16 protein-coding genes are annotated in these 17,600 nt (G+C 57.6%); 5 read left to right on the forward strand and 11 right to left on the reverse strand.

Annotated features, from left to right (window positions below; all coding sequences use genetic code 11):
- Positions 1-65: 65 nt before the first annotated feature.
- Positions 66-1,187: a branched-chain amino acid ABC transporter substrate-binding protein gene (locus tag AB5Z09_RS15675; RefSeq protein ID WP_005339442.1), complete on the reverse strand. Its 1,122-nt coding sequence runs from the start codon at positions 1,185-1,187 to the stop codon at positions 66-68.
- A gap of 434 nt (positions 1,188-1,621) precedes the next feature.
- Between AB5Z09_RS15675 and AB5Z09_RS15680 the strand changes: the two genes are divergently transcribed.
- Positions 1,622-2,626, forward strand: a complete 1,005-nt coding sequence (locus AB5Z09_RS15680; protein ID WP_005355925.1) for a substrate-binding domain-containing protein — start codon at positions 1,622-1,624, stop codon at positions 2,624-2,626.
- A 129-nt stretch (positions 2,627-2,755) separates the two neighbouring features.
- Here AB5Z09_RS15680 and AB5Z09_RS15685 read toward each other — a convergent pair whose 3' ends face one another.
- The 3 genes from AB5Z09_RS15685 to AB5Z09_RS15695 are packed head-to-tail and all read right to left on the reverse strand — an operon-like array spanning position 2,756 to position 4,669.
- Entirely contained in the window at positions 2,756-3,409 is a 654-nt protein-coding gene (locus tag AB5Z09_RS15685; RefSeq protein ID WP_019446311.1) for a DUF799 domain-containing protein, read from the reverse strand.
- The gene (locus AB5Z09_RS15690; protein ID WP_050498494.1) at positions 3,406-3,759 is read right to left on the reverse strand and encodes a DUF4810 domain-containing protein; all 354 of its coding nucleotides are present in this window, start codon (positions 3,757-3,759) and stop codon (positions 3,406-3,408) included. Before AB5Z09_RS15690 ends, AB5Z09_RS15685 begins: the two co-directional genes overlap by 4 nt.
- 10 nt (positions 3,760-3,769) lie before the next feature.
- Positions 3,770-4,669 carry a CsgG/HfaB family protein gene (locus tag AB5Z09_RS15695; protein WP_234781306.1) on the reverse strand — a complete coding sequence of 300 codons (900 nt, stop codon included), beginning with the start codon at positions 4,667-4,669 and terminating at the stop codon, positions 3,770-3,772.
- 146 nt (positions 4,670-4,815) lie between these two features.
- On the opposite strand from AB5Z09_RS15695, the gene AB5Z09_RS15700 reads away from it, so the two are divergent.
- Positions 4,816-7,080, forward strand: coding sequence for a methyl-accepting chemotaxis protein (locus AB5Z09_RS15700; protein ID WP_368195681.1), 2,265 nt, complete (start codon positions 4,816-4,818; stop codon positions 7,078-7,080).
- 74 nt (positions 7,081-7,154) lie between these two features.
- On the opposite strand, the gene AB5Z09_RS15705 is transcribed toward AB5Z09_RS15700, so the two are convergent.
- Both AB5Z09_RS15705 and AB5Z09_RS15710 read right to left on the reverse strand, forming a co-directional pair.
- On the reverse strand, positions 7,155-7,649 hold the full coding sequence (locus AB5Z09_RS15705; protein WP_368195682.1) for a DM13 domain-containing protein: 495 nt from the start codon (positions 7,647-7,649) through the stop codon (positions 7,155-7,157).
- Positions 7,650-7,775: 126 nt separating this feature from the next.
- Positions 7,776-8,153, reverse strand: coding sequence for a CesT family type III secretion system chaperone (locus tag AB5Z09_RS15710; RefSeq protein WP_019446305.1), 378 nt, complete (start codon positions 8,151-8,153; stop codon positions 7,776-7,778).
- 198 nt (positions 8,154-8,351) lie between these two features.
- On the opposite strand from AB5Z09_RS15710, the gene AB5Z09_RS15715 reads away from it, so the two are divergent.
- The gene (locus AB5Z09_RS15715; protein WP_368195684.1) at positions 8,352-9,890 is read left to right on the forward strand and encodes an ADP-ribosyltransferase; all 1,539 of its coding nucleotides are present in this window, start codon (positions 8,352-8,354) and stop codon (positions 9,888-9,890) included.
- Positions 9,891-10,009: 119 nt separating this feature from the next.
- Here the strand turns inward: AB5Z09_RS15715 and AB5Z09_RS15720 are convergent, their stop codons facing one another.
- The 4 genes from AB5Z09_RS15720 to glyQ form a co-directional block, all read right to left on the reverse strand.
- A complete protein-coding gene (locus tag AB5Z09_RS15720; RefSeq protein ID WP_368195685.1) occupies positions 10,010-10,774 on the reverse strand; it encodes an EAL domain-containing protein in 765 nt (254 codons plus the stop codon).
- A 244-nt stretch (positions 10,775-11,018) separates the two neighbouring features.
- Positions 11,019-12,401, reverse strand: a complete 1,383-nt coding sequence (locus tag AB5Z09_RS15725; RefSeq protein ID WP_368195686.1) for a P-loop NTPase fold protein — start codon at positions 12,399-12,401, stop codon at positions 11,019-11,021.
- Positions 12,402-12,510: 109 nt separating this feature from the next.
- Positions 12,511-14,580, reverse strand: a complete 2,070-nt coding sequence (gene glyS, locus AB5Z09_RS15730; RefSeq protein WP_257687999.1) for a glycine--tRNA ligase subunit beta — start codon at positions 14,578-14,580, stop codon at positions 12,511-12,513.
- 9 nt (positions 14,581-14,589) lie between these two features.
- On the reverse strand, positions 14,590-15,513 hold the full coding sequence (gene glyQ, locus AB5Z09_RS15735; RefSeq protein ID WP_005339464.1) for a glycine--tRNA ligase subunit alpha: 924 nt from the start codon (positions 15,511-15,513) through the stop codon (positions 14,590-14,592).
- A 222-nt stretch (positions 15,514-15,735) separates the two neighbouring features.
- On the opposite strand from glyQ, the gene AB5Z09_RS15740 reads away from it, so the two are divergent.
- Together AB5Z09_RS15740 and AB5Z09_RS15745 are read left to right on the forward strand one after the other, a co-directional pair.
- Positions 15,736-16,308, forward strand: a complete 573-nt coding sequence (locus tag AB5Z09_RS15740) for a DNA-3-methyladenine glycosylase I (protein ID WP_107683489.1) — start codon at positions 15,736-15,738, stop codon at positions 16,306-16,308.
- Between the two features lie 129 nt (positions 16,309-16,437).
- The gene (locus AB5Z09_RS15745; RefSeq protein WP_005339468.1) at positions 16,438-17,094 is read left to right on the forward strand and encodes an OmpA family lipoprotein; all 657 of its coding nucleotides are present in this window, start codon (positions 16,438-16,440) and stop codon (positions 17,092-17,094) included.
- Between the two features lie 143 nt (positions 17,095-17,237).
- Here AB5Z09_RS15745 and AB5Z09_RS15750 read toward each other — a convergent pair whose 3' ends face one another.
- Positions 17,238-17,585, reverse strand: a complete 348-nt coding sequence (locus AB5Z09_RS15750) for a RidA family protein (protein ID WP_263718978.1) — start codon at positions 17,583-17,585, stop codon at positions 17,238-17,240.
- Positions 17,586-17,600 lie beyond the last annotated feature (15 nt).

Here is a 17,600-nt window from a genome sequence, read left to right on the forward strand (position 1 = left end):
CTGCGTTCCCTGTACTTGCCCGCAAAGAGAGGAGGGGGTGAGCGTACTCACCCCCGATCGGCAGATTATTTGACTTGGCTGGAAGTACCGTCAGCGTGCCACTGGAACACACCGAATTCGAAGCCTTTCAGGTCACCGTTCGGTGCCCAGGTCAGGGGGCCCATCACGGTATCGATCGGCGCAGCCTTGATGGCGGCGGCAACGGCGGCCGGGTCATCTTCACCCGCCTTGGCGATACCGGCTGCCAGGGTTTGCACCGCAGCATAGGTAGTCCAGACGAACGGGCCGGAGGAGTCCTGACCCTTGGCCTTGAACGCAGCGACCAGCGGGGCGTTGGCAGGTACCAGATCGTATTTGTTCGGCAGGGTCACCAGCAGGCCTTCGGAAGCCGGGCCACCGATGGCGGAGATATCCTTGTTACCCACCCCTTCCGGGCCCATGAACTTGGCTTTCAGCCCCTTCTCGCCAGCCTGACGCAGGATCAGACCCAGCTCAGGGTGATAGCCGCCGTAGTAGACGAAATCGACGTTCTCTTTCTGCAGTTTGGCGATCAGGGCGGAGAAGTCCTTGTCACCGGCGGTGATCCCTTCAAAGGCCACCACTTTCACGCCAGCCTTGTCGAGCGCCGCTTTGACGCTGGAAGCGATCCCTTCGCCATACTGCTTCTTGTCGTGGATAACGGCCACGCGCTGGGGTTTGACCTGCTCGATGATGTACTTGGCGGCAGTCGGGCCCTGATCGCTATCCAGGCCGATGGTGCGCAGGGTCAGCTGGTAACCGCGTTCGGTGATTTTGGGGTTGGTGGAGGCAGGGGTGACCATCAGGATCCCCTCGTCTTCATAGATGTCGGAGGCGGGCAGGGTGTTGTCGGAGCAGAGGTGGCCGACCACGAACTTGACGCCATCGTTCACCACCTTGTTGGCAACGGCCACCGCCTGTTTGGGATCGCAGGCATCGTCATAGACGACCGCTTCGATCTGCTTGCCATTGATGCCGCCAGCCTTGTTGATCTGCTCTACCGCCATCTTGCCGCCGGTGAATTGCATGTCCCCGTACTGGGCTACCGGACCGGTGACCGGGCCTGCGATACCTATCTTGATGGTGTCTGCCGCGTGGGCGATGGAGATCGATCCAAACAGAGCCAAAGAAACCGCTGCGCCAACTGTGATTTTGCTCAACTTATGCATTGATTCGTCCCTTAATCAGTGGATTGTTTCATTTCCGTGTGCCATTCCGGATCTACATCCCGTGCATCCGGCTATAGGTATGGTTCTATCATTCCTCACGGGGCAATAACAAGCTGTTAAAGATACTAACCAGAGGGGGTTGGATGGGTGGATTTTGAAATAAATGACCTGTTATTTTCGGCCAATCAGAGCTTAATTTTGACTTGTTGACTTAACATCTTGGTAACGAGAGGCGATTCTGACAAACGCCAGAGGATTAATCTGGCGATATTTTACTCTGACAGCGCTCCCATTTTGACCAGAATCCATTTGCGCAAACAGAAATGAGCGCCTAAATTAGCCGGCATTGACAATTCCGTGGCAGAGCTCGTTAAAACCAAGCCTTTATTCGGGAAATCTGCTAATGTTCCGCCTTTGACAGTCAGGAGACAGAGATGGCCACTATCAAGGATGTCGCCTCGCGCGCAGGCGTATCCATCTCCACCGTCTCACATGTGCTCAACCACACTCGGCGGGTCAGCGAAGACGCGACCCAGAAAGTGATTGAGGCGGTGGCAGAACTCAACTACGCGCCCAACTCGGTAGCGCGCAGTCTTAAAATAAATTCGACCAAGACCATTGGTATGCTGGTGACCACCAGCGTAAACCCCTTCTTCGCAGAAGTGGTGCAAGGGGTTGAAGCGTACTGCTTCGAACAGGGCTACAGCCTGATCCTCTGCAACACCGAAAACCAGCCGCCTCGCCAACAGCATTACCTGAGAATGCTGATGGAAAAACGGGTGGATGGCCTGCTGGTATTGGGTACCGATATCGACACCCCGTTGCGCGACATGCTGCGCATCCACAAGAACGTGCCGCAGGTGGTACTGGATTGGGGCACGGAGTGCGATTTCGCCAACGTCATCAACGACAACGCCCGCATCGGCGCCCGCATGGCCGTTCGCCATCTGCTGGAGCTGGGGCACCGCGACATCGTCTGCATCACTGGCCAGCTCTCCAAGCCGACCACCCAGCAGCGACTGGACGGGGTACGTGATGCGCTGGGCGAGCACGGTCTGACCCTTAAAGATGAACAGGTCTTTGAAGGGGACTACGAGAGCCAGAGCGGCTTCGATGCCATGCAGCGCATCCTGGCCCTGCAGCCTCGTCCGACCGCGGTCTTTGCCTTCGACGATCCCATGGCGATCGGCGCGATTTGCGCTGCCTGGGAAGCCGGAGTCAAGGTGCCGGACGATATCTCCATCATCGGCTACGACGATGTGGAGATGGCGCGCTTCTCCAGTCCGCCGCTGACCACCATCCGTCACCCGAAGGCCGAATTGGGCCAGCTGGCGGTGAAGCATCTGGTCAGCCGGATCCGTAACAAGGAGCTGGAAGTGGAATCGATGACGGTACAGCCCGAGCTGATTGTCCGTCGCTCGGTCAAACCGCTGCGTTAATCCGCACCCGTTGCCAACACGAAAAACCCCCTCTGTCACGAGGGGGTTTTTGTTTTCGCAGGCTGGAGTACAAGAGGATTTTCCCCAAGCAACTCTGCTTATCCTCACTTCTGTCAGAAGCAGGAATGGTTATTTTTGTGTGTTGTATTTCGGTGAGTAGGGGCCATACAGGATGCCATTAGGCATACCTGCGCTTAGCAGTCTGAAACTGGTTATCCCTGCGATATCATGGCCCTTGTCCATCACAGTGTTGGTGATCTGGTCAACGACGGCGACGACCAGCATGCCAACCAGGCTACCACCACCATTGGACTTTTGCTCTGCGCTTGAAGCGCGGGCTGTACCTTCCCATATGGTTTTGCCGTTACGCAGGTCCACCAATTTTGCTTTCGCTGTCACGGCTGTTTCACTCGAGACCACCATATAGCTGGTGCCATATTCGGTGATGTCCAGATAGAGCGCGGTATCAGCACCAAAAATCTGATGCAGTTTGCTGATGGGCAAAGAGTGGATATCTTCCGCAACAGTCATGCCGTTCTGACGGAAGGTTTCGTTGGTCAGTGAGACCGGGAAAACATAATAGCCAGACTCGGCCAGTGGCATGGTGCTCTGGGAGAGCAGGCTATTGCCGGCTTTAACATCTGGACTGTGGTTTACGGGAGGCAAAACCAGAATCGATGTAGGGTGACTTTCCCGAAATGCTGTGTAGTCATACGCAGCTTGTTGGGATGCGCAACCAGCCAGTAGCAGTGAGCCCATGATGGAAATCAGTAACTTTTTCATTTGGCTGCTCCTTGCTTCTGGGTGAGCAGAAAATTAATGAAAGTGGTTGATTCTGGGAAGAGTTGCTTCTCTTTCTCGAAGTGTTCCAGTGCGAGGTTGTCACGCCCTTGCTGGGCATAAAGCATGGCCAGATGAGCATGGAAACCGGGCGGCACCTTTTCCCCTTTGCCATTGGCTTCTTGCAGGTTTTTCTCAAGCCGATCGATCTGTTCACCGTTATCTTTTTCTTCAAGGTTCTGGTAGACCGAATCCTGATATTCACCCCAGTTGTACAGGGGCTTGGGTGGGGTCGCACAACCGTAGCTGAAGAGGGCAAAAGCCAGACAGAGTCCTTGACGCATTTTGTTCATTGATTCCCCCTTAGCGAGCCGGTTGCCAGGCACCGTTCTGGATGCCAGAGACCAGATTGTTTACGGCTTCACGAATCGCCAGGTCGAGCACCTTGCCATTGAGTGTGGAGTCATAATCGGCCGTGCCACCAAAACCGATAACTTCGCGGTTGGAAAGCTCGAATTCGCCTGCCCCTTGTGACGAGAAAACAACTTCTGACGTTTTGACATCGACGATGTTGAGGTTGACTTTGGCATAGGCGATCTGCGATTTACCCCTGCCGAGAATGCCAAACAGCTGATGATCTCCCACCGCTTTTCGACCAAATTCAGTGACATCGCCTGTGACGACGTAATCGGCGCCTTTCAGCGTCTGAGTCTCTTTCTTGAGCCCTGCTTCCGCTTGCAACTCTTCCATGTTGGCTCTATCCAGAACACTGAAACGGCCAGTTTGTTGCAGGTGGGTGATCAGGATTGTCTTGGCCTGGCTACCCAGGCGGTCGTTACCATCGGAGAATATACCGCGCATGTAGCTTGAGCGATTATCAAACTTGCCCACAGAAATGGGGCTGCGAGTGCCTTGGTATTGGGTCTGGTAAGAGGTCACTTTGGCAACTTCAAGTGTTCGGGAGGATTCGCTTGCACAACCCGCAAGTGTCAAGCTTGCTGCGATAGTCACAGCAACAATGTGATACTTTGTCATGACAGCCTTATTAAGTTTATGATTATTAATGTTTTTTGTGGGGCCTGTATCGTATACCAATAAAGCTCCCAACGGAACCGTTTCAGTTGGAAGCCTTAATAAAACTCCTTGTTGTGCTTTGGTAACCAAGGTGGGGGATTGAAGGGGGATCTCCAAATTTTGCTGTGTGATCGTTGTGTTGGACTGAAAACTGTCAGTTGTATGCACCAAGACCCAATTCCAGCCCATATGATAAACACTCCCCCCGTTTGAGCTGCCTCGCATTTTGCCTGTTAATCGTTTGATCAATATCAACAAAGGGTTAAGTTCTGATGGACTCCCGACTTAACCGTTCCATCCTGTAGGTTGGGTATGACTGTCAAGGATGGTGTCTTATGTTCCCCCCTCGCAAGCTGGGTCACCAGATCACGCTGCTGGCAATCGGCGGCATCGTATTGCTCGCCGTGGTGCTGCTTACCTTTAATCTGTTTGAAAATCGCCAGCGGGCGCTCGCGGCCGAGCAGGCTGCACTGCGGAGCCAGCTCCAGAACGTGGAAGCGGTGATCAAAAACACCAGCCATGAAACCGTGCTGGCGGCGACCCTGATCGCCCAGCGGCCGGATGCAGCAAAGGCGGTGGCCGACAAGGATTGGCAGACCCTCGCCAATCTGTTTGATCCGCTCTGGCCCGCCCTCAAGGCGCAGGGGATCCAGCAGTTTCACTTTCACATTCCCCCGGCTACTTCCCTTTATCGGGTACACAAGCCCGCAAATCATGGCGACGACCTCTCTACTACACGGTTGGCAGTGGTCGAGGTGAACCGCAATCATCAACCGGTCGGCGGGTTGGAGACCGGTCAGGGTGGCACCGGGATCCGCGGCGTAGTGCCGGTCACTTTCAATGGTCAGTCGGTCGGCTCGGTGGAGTTTGGCCGCGCCCTCGACACCTCGCTGTTTGCCGATCTGCTGGGCAAGGACAGTCGCCTTGCCATCTATCTGTTTGAACAGGGTAAGCCCGTTATGCTGACTGGTACCTCCATGCTTGGTGAGTCGATGGACTGGTATCAGGAGGTATTGGCGGGAGAGAGCCGCTTCACCACCATCAAGCAGCAGGGGAGCGATTTTCTGGTGATGGCGGCACCGTTGCGCGACTTCTCCGGCAAGGCGGTTGGGGTGATCGAGTTGGCGCGTGATCACAGTGAGGTTGCAGCCGCACTGGTACGCCAGAGCTGGCAGATGGTAATGATCGTGCTACTTGGCACCGCTCTGATTGCGGTGGCGCTGGTGCTGCTGCTGGCGCGTCTTAGCCGTCCGCTGCTCGACAGCGTCAAGGCGTTGGAGGCGCTGGCCAATGGCTCTGGCGATCTCGGCAGCAAGCTGCCGGTGGCGGGGCCGGAGGAGATCCGCCGCCTCGGGTCGGCGTTCAATGGCTTTGTTGCCAAGATCCGCGACACCATCAGCCAGCTCACCGCCACTCTGGGCGAACTTGCTGGTGAAAGCGAGCGGCTGTCGCGCAGTGCGGCCGGCAACCTTGGCAGCATGACGCGCCAGCAGGAGCAGACCACCCAGCTCGCCACCGCCATGACCGAGATGACCAGCACGGTACACGAGGTGGCCAACAACACGGCACAGGCGGCCGAAGCGGCCAACGAAGCGGACAATCAGGCGGTCACCGGCGATGAGGTGGTGCAGCAGAGCGTCAACATGATCGAACAGCTGGCGGAGGAGATCGCCAGCGCGGGCAACACGGTGAAAGAGGTGGCCAAGGCCAGCGAGCAGATTGGCTCTGTGCTGGCGGTGATCCAGTCCATCGCCGAGCAAACCAACCTGCTGGCCCTCAACGCTGCCATCGAGGCGGCCCGTGCCGGTGAACAGGGGCGTGGTTTTGCGGTGGTGGCCGACGAGGTGCGCTCGCTGGCCGGGCGCACCCAGCACTCCACCGCCGAGATCCGCGGCACCATAGAGCAGTTGCAGCGGGCGGTGGGCACCACGGTGACCATGATCGAACACAGCGTCTCGCGGGCGGGGGAGTCGGTGGAGCGGGCCAATCAGGCGGGAGAAGCCCTCGGCCGGATCAAGGGGGCGGTCAACAGCATTCGCGACATGAACACCCAGATCGCCGCCGCCTCGGAGGAGCAATCCTCGGTGAGCGATGAGATCACCCGCAATATCGTCAGCGTCCACGAGATCTCCCAGGCCACCACGCTGGTGGCGCGGGATACCGCCCATATCGCCAGCCATGTGGCGACCCTGGTGGACAAGCTGGGGGATCTGGCCGGGCAGTTCCAGGATGGTTCCAACGTGCGGATGGTGCTGAGTCGCGCCCGCGCCGCTCATATGGGCTGGAAGACTCGGGTGCGTGCCTATCTGGATGGGCAGGAGGGGTTGTCGCGCAGCGAGGCGGTCAGCGACAAGGAGTGCCGCCTTGGTCATTGGTACTTCAGCGAAGGGCAGGCATGCTGTGGCGATCAACCCGCCTTCAGGGCGATCGCCGCCCCGCATGCCAGATTGCATCAGGTGATCCAGCAGATTATCGAGCTGAAAAATCAGCACAAGCATGAAGAGGCAGAGGCGCTCTACCGCGAGATCGAGCAGAACTCAGAGCAGGTAGTGGGCTGCATTGATCAGCTGCTGCAGGAGATGACCAAGCCGGAGCGTTAATGACGAGCGGATCGGATAGCCAAAGGGCTGACAGCGATGTCAGCCCTTTTTCATGGTGCGGGTCTGGGGCGAGGTTACTGCTCCTGACTCTCATCCTGATAACGGGCGGCGGTGATGAACTGGCCGAAGGTTTCACACCAGACGATCACGCTGCTGTAGCGGGCCGGATCGATCGTGGCGGGCAGCGGCACGATAAAGTTGTCGAAGGTCTTCACCGGCCCGACTCGCACCATCTGATCCTTGAGGCGTGCAAAATCGGCTTCGGTCTCGACAAACTCGGGGGAGAGGTAGAGCTGGTAGTCCGGCCCGGGGGCCAGCTTGCCCATCAGGCTGACGGCATCCGGCCCTATGCTCACCTTGCCTTCCCCCCAGTGCAGCCGATCGCTGTCTTTCAGGTCCCGGCGAAAGGTGCCGTGGAATCTCGCTTGCTGCTGGCTGGCCGCTACCTGCTCGGGATCAGGGGCGGGTGGCGCGATCAGGATCGGCAGGGTGTAGACACCGGCGGCAAAGCCTGCCGCCGCGACCAGCAGATGGGTGCCCAGCAGCAGGGCCATGGTTTTGCGTTTCATGATATCTCGGTCGTTGATGAATTGATGGCAAAACCATACCAGTCCGGGGACCCGCTGCCCAGTTTGCTCAGGCCAGAGGTGTAGTTATCCATCTATGGTGACGTGGGGTGTGGTCACGCTAATGGCTCAAGGCCGGATAGTGCCGTCCTGGCCTTTGTTGATCTCGCTGGCGGCGTGTACCAGCTGTTCCAGCTGGTGGTGGATCTGGGTGCGATCCAGTTGCTGCAAGGGCTGGCGACTCCACAGTACCGGTGTCAGGCTCTCGGTATCGAAACCCAGTACCGGTTTGCACGGGTCCTGACTGAAGAGGTTCTGGGCGGCCGCCTGAGCGCTGGTGGCTGCGTCGAGGCGGGTAAACATCAGCAAATAGTCGGCCGGGTGTTCGGTCAGATGGCAGGTCAGTTCGCCGATCTGCAGGCTGGTGACGCTCTCCTCCTGTTGCGGCGCAGGCAGGGAGAGGGAGAGAAACAGCTGGTGGATGGCGGCGTGATAAAGAGAGTTCATTGATGGCTCCAGATTGATGATGGCGCCATTAGAGCAGGTCACTGCCAGCGGCACTGTTAATGGTGGCTCTCTTTTTTTAGCTTTTCGGTCAGCGAGATAGCGCACCGCGCTCAGTACAAAAATCGCGACCAATCCCGATAGTCCCTGTTGATGGCCTCTCCTAGACTGGCGGCGAAACATCACAAGAAGACAATCATCATGCAGATTCAAGCAAACACCGTCGGCACACAGGCCGTCGCTCACCACAGTGATGCAACCACAGGGGTTGGCCGGATGGGCCAGCTGGAGGCGCGTCAGGTCGCTACCGGGCAAGATGCGATCTTGCTGGGCAACCGCAGCGAACCGCAGAAAGGGCAGGGGCTGCTCTCGCGATTGGGGGCCCAACTGGCCCGTCCGTTTGTGGCCATCAAAGAGTGGATTGGCAACCTGCTGGGGAGTGGCAAGAGTGCCGCTGCGCCGAAGGCGCAAACCGCAGCTTCCCCCGAGGATCTTCAGCGTCTGATGAAACAAGCTGCATTTGGTAGCTCGCTGGGTGGCTTTGCCAAGGCGGACGTGTTGAACAACATCGCCGCCGAACAACTGGGCAAGGAGCACGCCACTCTGGCGACCGGCAACGGCCCACTGCGCTCGCTCTGCACCGCGTTGCAGGCTGTTGTCGTCGGCTCCCAGCAGCCGCAACTCCGGGAATTGGCTGCCGGGCTGCTGGCCCGCCCCATCGCCGGTATCCCGCTCCAGCAGTGGGGCACTGTCGGGGGCAAGGTGACCGACCTGCTCGCCAGCGCCACCTCCGAACTGCTGCAGGAGGCGATGAGCCAGCTGCACACCGCGATGGGTGAAGTAGCCGACCTGCAGCGGGCCGTCAAGGCTGAAATCGCTGGCGAACCGGCGCAAAGTGCGACCACCACTGCGGATGCGGCACCCGTCCAAAGCGGTGAGAGCACAGGGGCTGCTCGCGAACAGGTCGCCATGGCGCGGCAGACCCCGGCCACCGGCTACAAGCTGGCGCTGGATCTTATCAGCTATCAGGCCAGCTACCTGCTGCGGGATCAAACCTCGACCGAGGTGACCCTGAGCAGCAGCGATCTCAACGCCCTGCATCAACACATTGCCGATGGCTCCATCAACAGTTCCCACATGGCCAAGTTGCAGACCCGCGGCGACCTGCAAACCCTGCGCACTCTGGCGCTCTCGCTGGCCAGCGGCAGCGACGCCAAGGGCTCTTCTCTTGGTCATGCCCTCGACAGCCTCGCCTCGGCGCGTCCCAACCAGCGGTTGGTGCTGGGCGGCCTGATGCAGTTTGCCGGTCAGACCGAGCAGGCGTGGGTGGACCATACCGCGCTCAAGCCGCGAGAGGAACGGCTCGATGCCGGGGCGCGACTGCGCTTTGACACCGGCCATATGCAGGCGGAGCTGGGGCGTCTCGGCGACAGCGAGGCACGGCAGGTGCTGCAACAGCTGGAAGGGGCTTTTGGTGATCGGGCCAGGGCTATCTGCGACTTCGCGGTGGCTCAGGTCTCCGGCTTTGCCGATAGCGAAAGCAGCCCTGAGGCCGTGCTGGTCTCCCGCCTGACCCGCATGGGCAATCTGGTGGGCAGCCTGACCGATGCGCTCAAGGAGCGGCTGCAACTGCCCGGGTCCGCCCGTGGCGAGCCGACCATGATCGACTCCGCCAGCCAGCTGACACCGCTCGAACTGGCTGCGCTGGCTCATATCGGCGTCGATGAGAGCTATCTGTAAACCGTCAGCACACAGCCCCTCGGGGCAAGGTGATATGACATAAAAACGGACACCCTCGGGTGTCCGTTTTCTTATTCAGGCGGGAGTGGGTTGAGGGGGGCAGGGCAGGCCGATATGGCTTAGAGGCTGGCGAAATCCACCTCGGGCAGGGTTTCGAAGCCGGGACGGGCAAACAGATAGCCCTGCATCAGGCTGACGCCCATCTCCCGCAGGCAGGTCATCTCTTCGCGGGTCTCGATCCCCTCCGCCTGCGGGGTGATCTGCAGCTCCGCAAACAGCGCCAGACAGTGGCGGACTATGGCTTGTCGGGTTGGGTCCTGGTCGATGCCGCGCAGCAGGTGCATATCGAGCTTGACGATATTGGGGTGAAAATCGGCCAGCAGGTTGAGGCCTGAGTAACCGGCGCCAAAGTCATCGATCGCCGTCTTGAAGCCGAGCGCCTGATAGTGATCGACGATGCCGCGAAGATGCTGGCTATCCTGCACCTGCTCCACCTCGGTCAGCTCGAACATGATCTGCTCGATGGGAAAGAGATGCTCGCGGGCTGCCTGCAGGGTGGTGCGGATGCAGCGCTCCGGGCGGTAGACCGCATTGGGCAGAAAGTTGATGCTGAGCATGCCCCGCATATCGAGCCGGGCGGCCAGTGCGATGGCCTTGATCCGGCACAGCTGGTCGAAGCGGTAGCGATTGCCATCGTTGACCCGGGCAATCACGCTCTGCGCCGGCTCGTTGTTGAGCCCCCGCACCAGCGCCTCGTAGCCGAAGATGGTGCGCTGGCTGCAATCGATGATGGGCTGAAAGGCCATGGTGAAGTCGAAGTCGAGATCTGCTTTCTCCTGACACAGCTGGCAGATGGCGGGGGACGGGGCGGCAGGTATATCCATGACTTTCCTCTTGGGCGTGGCGGCGCTGGGCTCTGTCTCAAATGATAACAGCTCATTACCCCCCTGTAGGTTCGATTAGCGCAGCGTAATCGAACGATCGAGAGGCTTTGATTACGGCTGTTGCCGTGAAACAGGATCGGCCAGCTGGAGGGGGAAGTGCGGCTGGCCGTTATGGTGGGAGAGTTGATTTACGCGAATGTCCGATTATGCCTGACGGCTAATTGAACCTACGAGATCATATTTTTTAGAAAGTGAACCTGCTCAATAATTCAATTTTTTTTGTAATGTAACTGACATCTATTGTGTCATGGAAACGATTGCTTATTTGCATTACACGATTTGAATAGTTTTTTTCTTGGGCATTGCCACTGCTAATATTGCTGGTGTGGCGGTTCTCAATTTCATTAGAGTTCTCACTAGAAAGAGACTCCATATTGAAGTATGAATTCATTAGATTTGCTTCAATGAACGCACATTCGCCCTTGTACTTGTCGAGCCGTTCATCTTTTGGGACAATCTCATAGAGGATTTCTATCATTCCACTTGGATACTTTTTACTTTCTAAAGCATTTTTATATTCATGATAGTGATACTCATGAGCTACGACTAGAAAAGCGGTTAATGCGGGGTAAAGGTGATAGTTAGGTGGGGTTAAGTTTAATACTAGAGTTATCTTTGTAAATAACTGCTCAATGTCTCTTAATGATAGTTTTTTTATCTCTGATAGGAAAGAAATCGTATCTGACAAGTTAACCCAGTCTGTTTTGTCCCCAGAGTGTTTCCCTCTCGCCTGAAAGTACTCTTCCAGCTCTAGATTATGATATAAACCATTAATAAATTTCTTTAGATTAGGCTTCGGAAGTTGATACTCAATGTCAATAAATCTCTTAAGATATCCGATTGACTCAAAACCCTCTCCATAAATAGATCTTACACTATGTGATAATTGTTCTTTATCCATGGCAATAATGAATATGAGCCCTTCGATATCAAATAAGTGTTTGATTCTCTCCAGCAATTCAACTGCATATGTTGGCCTGCATCTGTCAAGCTCATCTATGAATATGAATAGCTTTCCATTATGTGCTTCTTGAATTGTTTGAGAAAGACCATTTTTAAATATTATAATTTGATCCTTTTCAGATTCATATTTTTCGATTGTGCTGGAGGATGCATCTTTAGCAAGCTCCCCCATTGCTTCTTCGACAAAATCTTTTGTATCCAGAACTCCCATAGTCATAATTTTTAACGCAGCAGGAATGCCTTTTTTTAATAATATCTCACCAGCGCTTTTGGTGAGGCTCCATGCGGGATTATGCTCAACTGAGCCTTTGTGTAGTTGACTATCAATTTCACCCAAAAAGGCTAATAATGGATCACCTGCAAAATCAGTGTGCCATGCACTGAATAGTACTGTGCTGCATTGAGCTAATTGTAAGTCAGCTTTTAGCATGTTGATGAAGGTCGTTTTTCCTGTTCCCCAAGGAGAATTAATTGAGAACGTTATAGGGCTAGATATTTTTTGAAGAAGAGCAGAAATATTTTGTATACTATCTTTTAAATCAATGCTATCAAACTTAAATGGATCTTCAGGGGGGATAGATATAAAGTTTGGTTTTATTTTCATGATTAAGTCCATGAGTGAAGGAAATACTTTTTTATACGCCAACGAGCAATTAATGCAATAAAAAAGGCGCCTTTCGGCGCCAATTTGAGATATTGCTAACAAACCGCAATTACTGCAGCAGGGAGATATCCGCCACTTGCAGGAACAGGTTGCGCAGGTTGTTCAGCAGTGCCAGACGGTTGGCCTTGAGGGCTTCGTCGTCGGCCATCACCATCACTTCGTTAAAGAAGGTATCGACCGGCTCGCGCAGGGCGGCCAGACGGGTGAGGGCAGCCTGATAGTCACCGGCAGCGAACAGCGGGGCCAGTTCGGCTTGCAGTTCGGCAACCTGGGTAGCCAGCGCCTTCTCGGCGGCATCGACCAGCAGTTCCGGTTTGACGGCGGTCGGCAGTTCGCCTTCGACCTTGGCCAGAATGTTGCTCACGCGCTTGTTGGCGGCAGCCAGTGCCAGTGCGGCATCCAGCGTGCGGAAGTGGCTGACGGCCTTGACGCGACGATCGAAGTCGAGCGGACGGGTCGGGCGGCGGGCCAGTACGGCCAGCACCACGTCGGCACCGATGCCTTCGTCCTGATAGGCGGCGCGGAAGCGGCCCAGCATAAAGTCGACCACGTCGGTGACGACGGTTTTGTTGGTCAGCTTGTCGCCGTAGACGCGTACCGCTTCTTCAACCAGTTCAACCAGATCCAAGTCCAGCTGCTTCTCGGTCATGATGCGCAGGGCACCGATGGCGGCGCGACGCAGGGCGAACGGATCCTTGTCACCCTTCGGCAGCATGCCGATGCCGAAGATACCGGCCAGGGTGTCGAACTTGTCGGCCAGCGCAACGGCGCAGGCAACCAGACCGGACGGCAGGGCATCGCCGGCAAAGCGCGGCATGTACTGCTCGTTGAGGGCCACGGCAACCGCTTCGTCTTCGCCATCGTGACGGGCGTAGTGCATCCCCATGACACCCTGGGTGTCGGTGAACTCGCCGACCATGTTGGTCATGAGATCACACTTGGAGAGCAGACCGGCACGCTTGGCCTGAGTGACATCGGCGCCGATACGCTCGGCGATAAAGCCGGCGACGGTTTCGATGCGCTCGACCTTGGCCTTGACGGTGCCCAGCTGTTGCTGGAACAGCACGGTTTCAAGGCGCGGCAGGCGGGAGGCCAGGGTCTGCTTGAGGTCGGTCTTGAAGAAGAACTCGGCGTCAGAGAGACGGGGGCGAACCACCTTCTCGTTGCCGCTGATGATCTGGCTCGGGTCTTTGGACTCGATGTTGGTGACGAAGATGAACTTCGGCAGCAGCTTGCCGTTCTTGTCGTAGACCGGGAAGTACTTCTGGTCACCCTTCATGGTGTGAACCAGCGCTTCAGCCGGCACGGCCAGGAACTTCTCTTCGAAGTTGGCGGTCAGCACCACAGGCCACTCGACCAGTGCGGTCACTTCTTCCAGCAGGGCGTCGTCCAGATCAGCCACGCCACCGAAGGCGGCAGCGGCCGCTTCGACGTCAGCCTTGATCTTGGCCTTGCGCGCCATGAAGTCGGCAATCACCATGCCGCGCTCCTGCAGGATCTGCGGGTACTGGCTGGCGTTGTCGATGGTGAACTCGCTCTCGCCCATAAAGCGGTGGCCGCGGATGGTGCGGGCAGAGTCGATACCCAGAATGTGGGCGGGAACCAGCTCGCCATCCAGCAGCAGGGTCACGGTGAAGACCGGACGCACGAACTGGATGGTCTTGTCGCCCCAGCGCATCATTTTCGGGATCGGCAGTTTGGCCAGTGCGGAGGCGACCAGCTCGCCCAGCAATTCTTTGGCCGGACGGCCTTCGACCTTGGCGGTGTGAACCAGCCACTCGCCCTTGTCGGTGACCAGACGCTCGGCCTGTTCAACGGTGATGCCGTTGCCACGGGCCCAGCCTTCGGCTGCCTTGGTCGGCTTGCCTTCGGCATCGAACGCCTGTGCCACGGCCGGGCCGCGCTTCTCGACGCTCTTGCTCGGCTGTTCGCCGGCCAGCTCGCTTACCTTCAGCGCCAGACGGCGCGGTGAGGCAAACCACTCGACGTCGCCAAAGGCCAGATCGGCCTTGGTCAGTTCGGCTTTGAAGTTGTCGGCAAAGGCTTCGGCCAGGGAGCGCAGGGCTTTGGGCGGCAGCTCAGCAGTACCGATCTCTACCAGAAATGTATGTTGTGCCATGTCCGTTCCTTAACCTTGCTTGTTCTCACTGCGCTGACACATAGGGAAGCCCAGCGCTTCGCGGGAGGCGTAGTATGCCTCTGCCACGGCCTTGGTCAGGGTGCGAATGCGCAGGATGTAGCGCTGACGCTCGGTGACCGAGATGGCCTTGCGGGCATCCAGCAGGTTGAAGGAGTGAGCAGCTTTGAGGATGCGCTCGTAGGCAGGCAGCGGCAGCGGTTTTTCCAGTGCCAGCAGGTTCTGGGCTTCCTTCTCGTACTGCTCGAAGCAGTGGAACAGGAACTCCACATCGGCGTGTTCGAAGTTGTAGGTGGATTGCTCCACTTCGTTCTGGTGGAACACGTCGCCGTAGGTGGTCTTGCCCAGCGGGCCGTCAGACCAGACCAGATCGTAGACGCTGTCCACGCCCTGAATGTACATGGCCAGACGCTCGAGACCGTAGGTGATCTCGCCGGTGACCGGCTTGCACTCGAGGCCGCCAACTTGCTGGAAGTAGGTGAACTGGGTCACTTCCATGCCGTTCAGCCACACTTCCCAACCCAGACCCCAGGCACCCAGAGTCGGGTTTTCCCAGTTGTCTTCCACGAAGCGGATGTCGTGGATTTCAGGGTCCATGCCCAGCTCTTTCAGGGAGCCCAGATAGAGTTCCTGAATGTTGTCGGGGGAAGGCTTGATGATCACCTGGAACTGGTAGTAGTGCTGCAGGCGGTTCGGGTTTTCACCGTAGCGGCCGTCAGTCGGACGGCGGGACGGTTGCACGTAAGCGCAGGCGATGGGCTCCGGGCCCAGGGCACGCAGACAGGTCATGGGGTGGGAAGTACCGGCACCCACTTCCATATCCAGCGGCTGAATGATGGTACAGCCCTGGCGGGACCAATAGTCCTGCAGCTGCAGGATCAGGCCCTGAAAGGTTTTGACATCGAATTTTTGCATAATTTTTTTCGCGCGAAGTGAAAATCAGAGCAAGATTTGCTGAATGTGAACCGAGGGAGTATACCGTCTGGCATGGTCGGATAATAGGCGAAATTGCAGCGGATTCGCGGGATGGTGCTGCGCCCTGGCTGGTCGGGCGGGATGTCCGGTATATGATGTGAGCAGTGCCGCCTGCAGAGTGGGCAGGGTCGGGCAACCCGCTGAAATAACGAGGGAGAGGAAATGGAACTGCGCTGCGCCTGGGTGACCAAGGACCCGGAATATATTGAATACCATGACAAACAGTGGGGCAGGCCGGTCTATGACGCCCGTGAGCTGTTTGCCAAGCTCTGCCTCGACGGCCAGCAGGCGGGGCTGTCGTGGATCACCATCCTCAAGCGCACCGAAAGCTACTACCGCGCCTATGCGGACTTTGATCCGGTGCAGATTGCCCGGTTCGACGAGCAGGATGTAGAGCGGCTGATGCAGGACACCGGCATCATCCGCAACCGGCTCAAGGTGCAGTCGATCATCAGAAATGCCCGCGCTTATCTGGCGTTGCAGGAGCAGGGGATCGACTTCGCCGACTACCTGTGGGGCTTTGTTGGCGGCGCCCCCATCGTCAACCAGCGGCAGGGCAACGGCGACATTCCTGCGACCTCACCGGAGTCGGATGCCATGTCGAAAGCGCTCAAGAAGCTCGGCTTCAACTTCGTCGGCAGCACCATCTGTTACGCCTTTATGCAGGCGGTGGGGATGGTGAACGATCATCTGGTCAGCTGTCCTTGCCACGCCGAGTGTCAGTTACCGCGCTGACGACCCGCCGATTGGCCAAAAAAACACCACTCTCGCCGTCTGTTCAGGCTTGCGTCAGACAATGGCGTGCCAGCGCGTTACAATCCGGCCCCCGGCATGGTGCCGGATTGTTTTCACAGAGGTTTTTTCATGCGAGCCAAGATCCTGGTGCCTGCTCTGGCACTGACCGTTGCCCTGAGCGGCTGTACCACCAACCCCTACACAGGTGAATCCCAGACCTCCAAAGGTGCCTGGGGCGCGCTGGCTGGCGCCGCAGCCGGTGCGGCCGTAGGTGCGCTCTCCTCCAGCAAGGGTGACCGCAAGAAGGGCATCCTGACCGGCGTTGCTGCCGGCGCGGCGCTGGGTGGCGGTATCGGCTACTACATGGACGTGCAGGAAGCCAAGCTGCGCGAGAAGCTGCAGGGCACCGGCGTCAGCGTGACCCGCAATGGCAATGAGCTGATCCTCAACATGCCGAACAACGTGACCTTCGACAGCTCCAGCTCCCAGCTGAAAGCGGCCGGTGCCAACACCCTCTCCGGCGTGGCCATGGTGGTTGCCGAGTTCGACAAGACCCGCCTGAACGTGGTCGGTCACACCGACAGCACCGGTTCCCGCGATCTGAACATGAAGCTCTCCCGCGATCGTGCCGATGCCGTTGCCGCCCAGCTGATTGGTCAGGGCGTAGCAGGTAGCCGCATCTCCACCACCGGCGTAGGCCCGGATCAGCCGGTTGCTACCAACAGCACCGCCGCTGGCAAAGCCCAGAACCGCCGCGTGACCATTACCCTGACCCCGACCGCCTAAGTCGCTCAGGTTTCGGTAACGAAAAGGCCCCGCCAGTGATGGCGGGGCCTTTCTATTGGAGCCGTTGCGAGCAATGACGCCTTGTTGTTTGCTCCCTTCTCCTCTCGTGGGAGAAGGGGCGGGGATGAGGGGATAAGTGCCTCTTAGACTGCCGCAGTCAGCTGCACTTCGACCTTGTAGCCTTCGTGGGCGAGGCGGGCTTGTACGCAGGCGCGAACCGGCGCGGTGCCTGCCGGGATCCAGGCATCCCACTGCTCGTTGAAGGCAGCGATATCCTGAATGTCTTTCAGATAGATATTGGCCATCAGAATTTTGTCTACGCCGGAGCCGTTGGCTTCCAGCAGGCGCTGCAGGCTTGCCAGCACTTCGCGGGTCTGCTGGTGGATGTCGGCCTCGTCGCTGACGGGCACTTCCACCACGTAGAGGGTGCCATTGTGGATGACCACGTCTGACCAACGCTGGGTAGTGCCGATTCGGGTAATGGTTGTCATGGAGTGCTCCGGTAC

Source organism: Aeromonas sp. R2-2, from assembly GCF_040908355.1.
Classification (GTDB): Bacteria; Pseudomonadota; Gammaproteobacteria; order Enterobacterales; family Aeromonadaceae; genus Aeromonas; species Aeromonas veronii.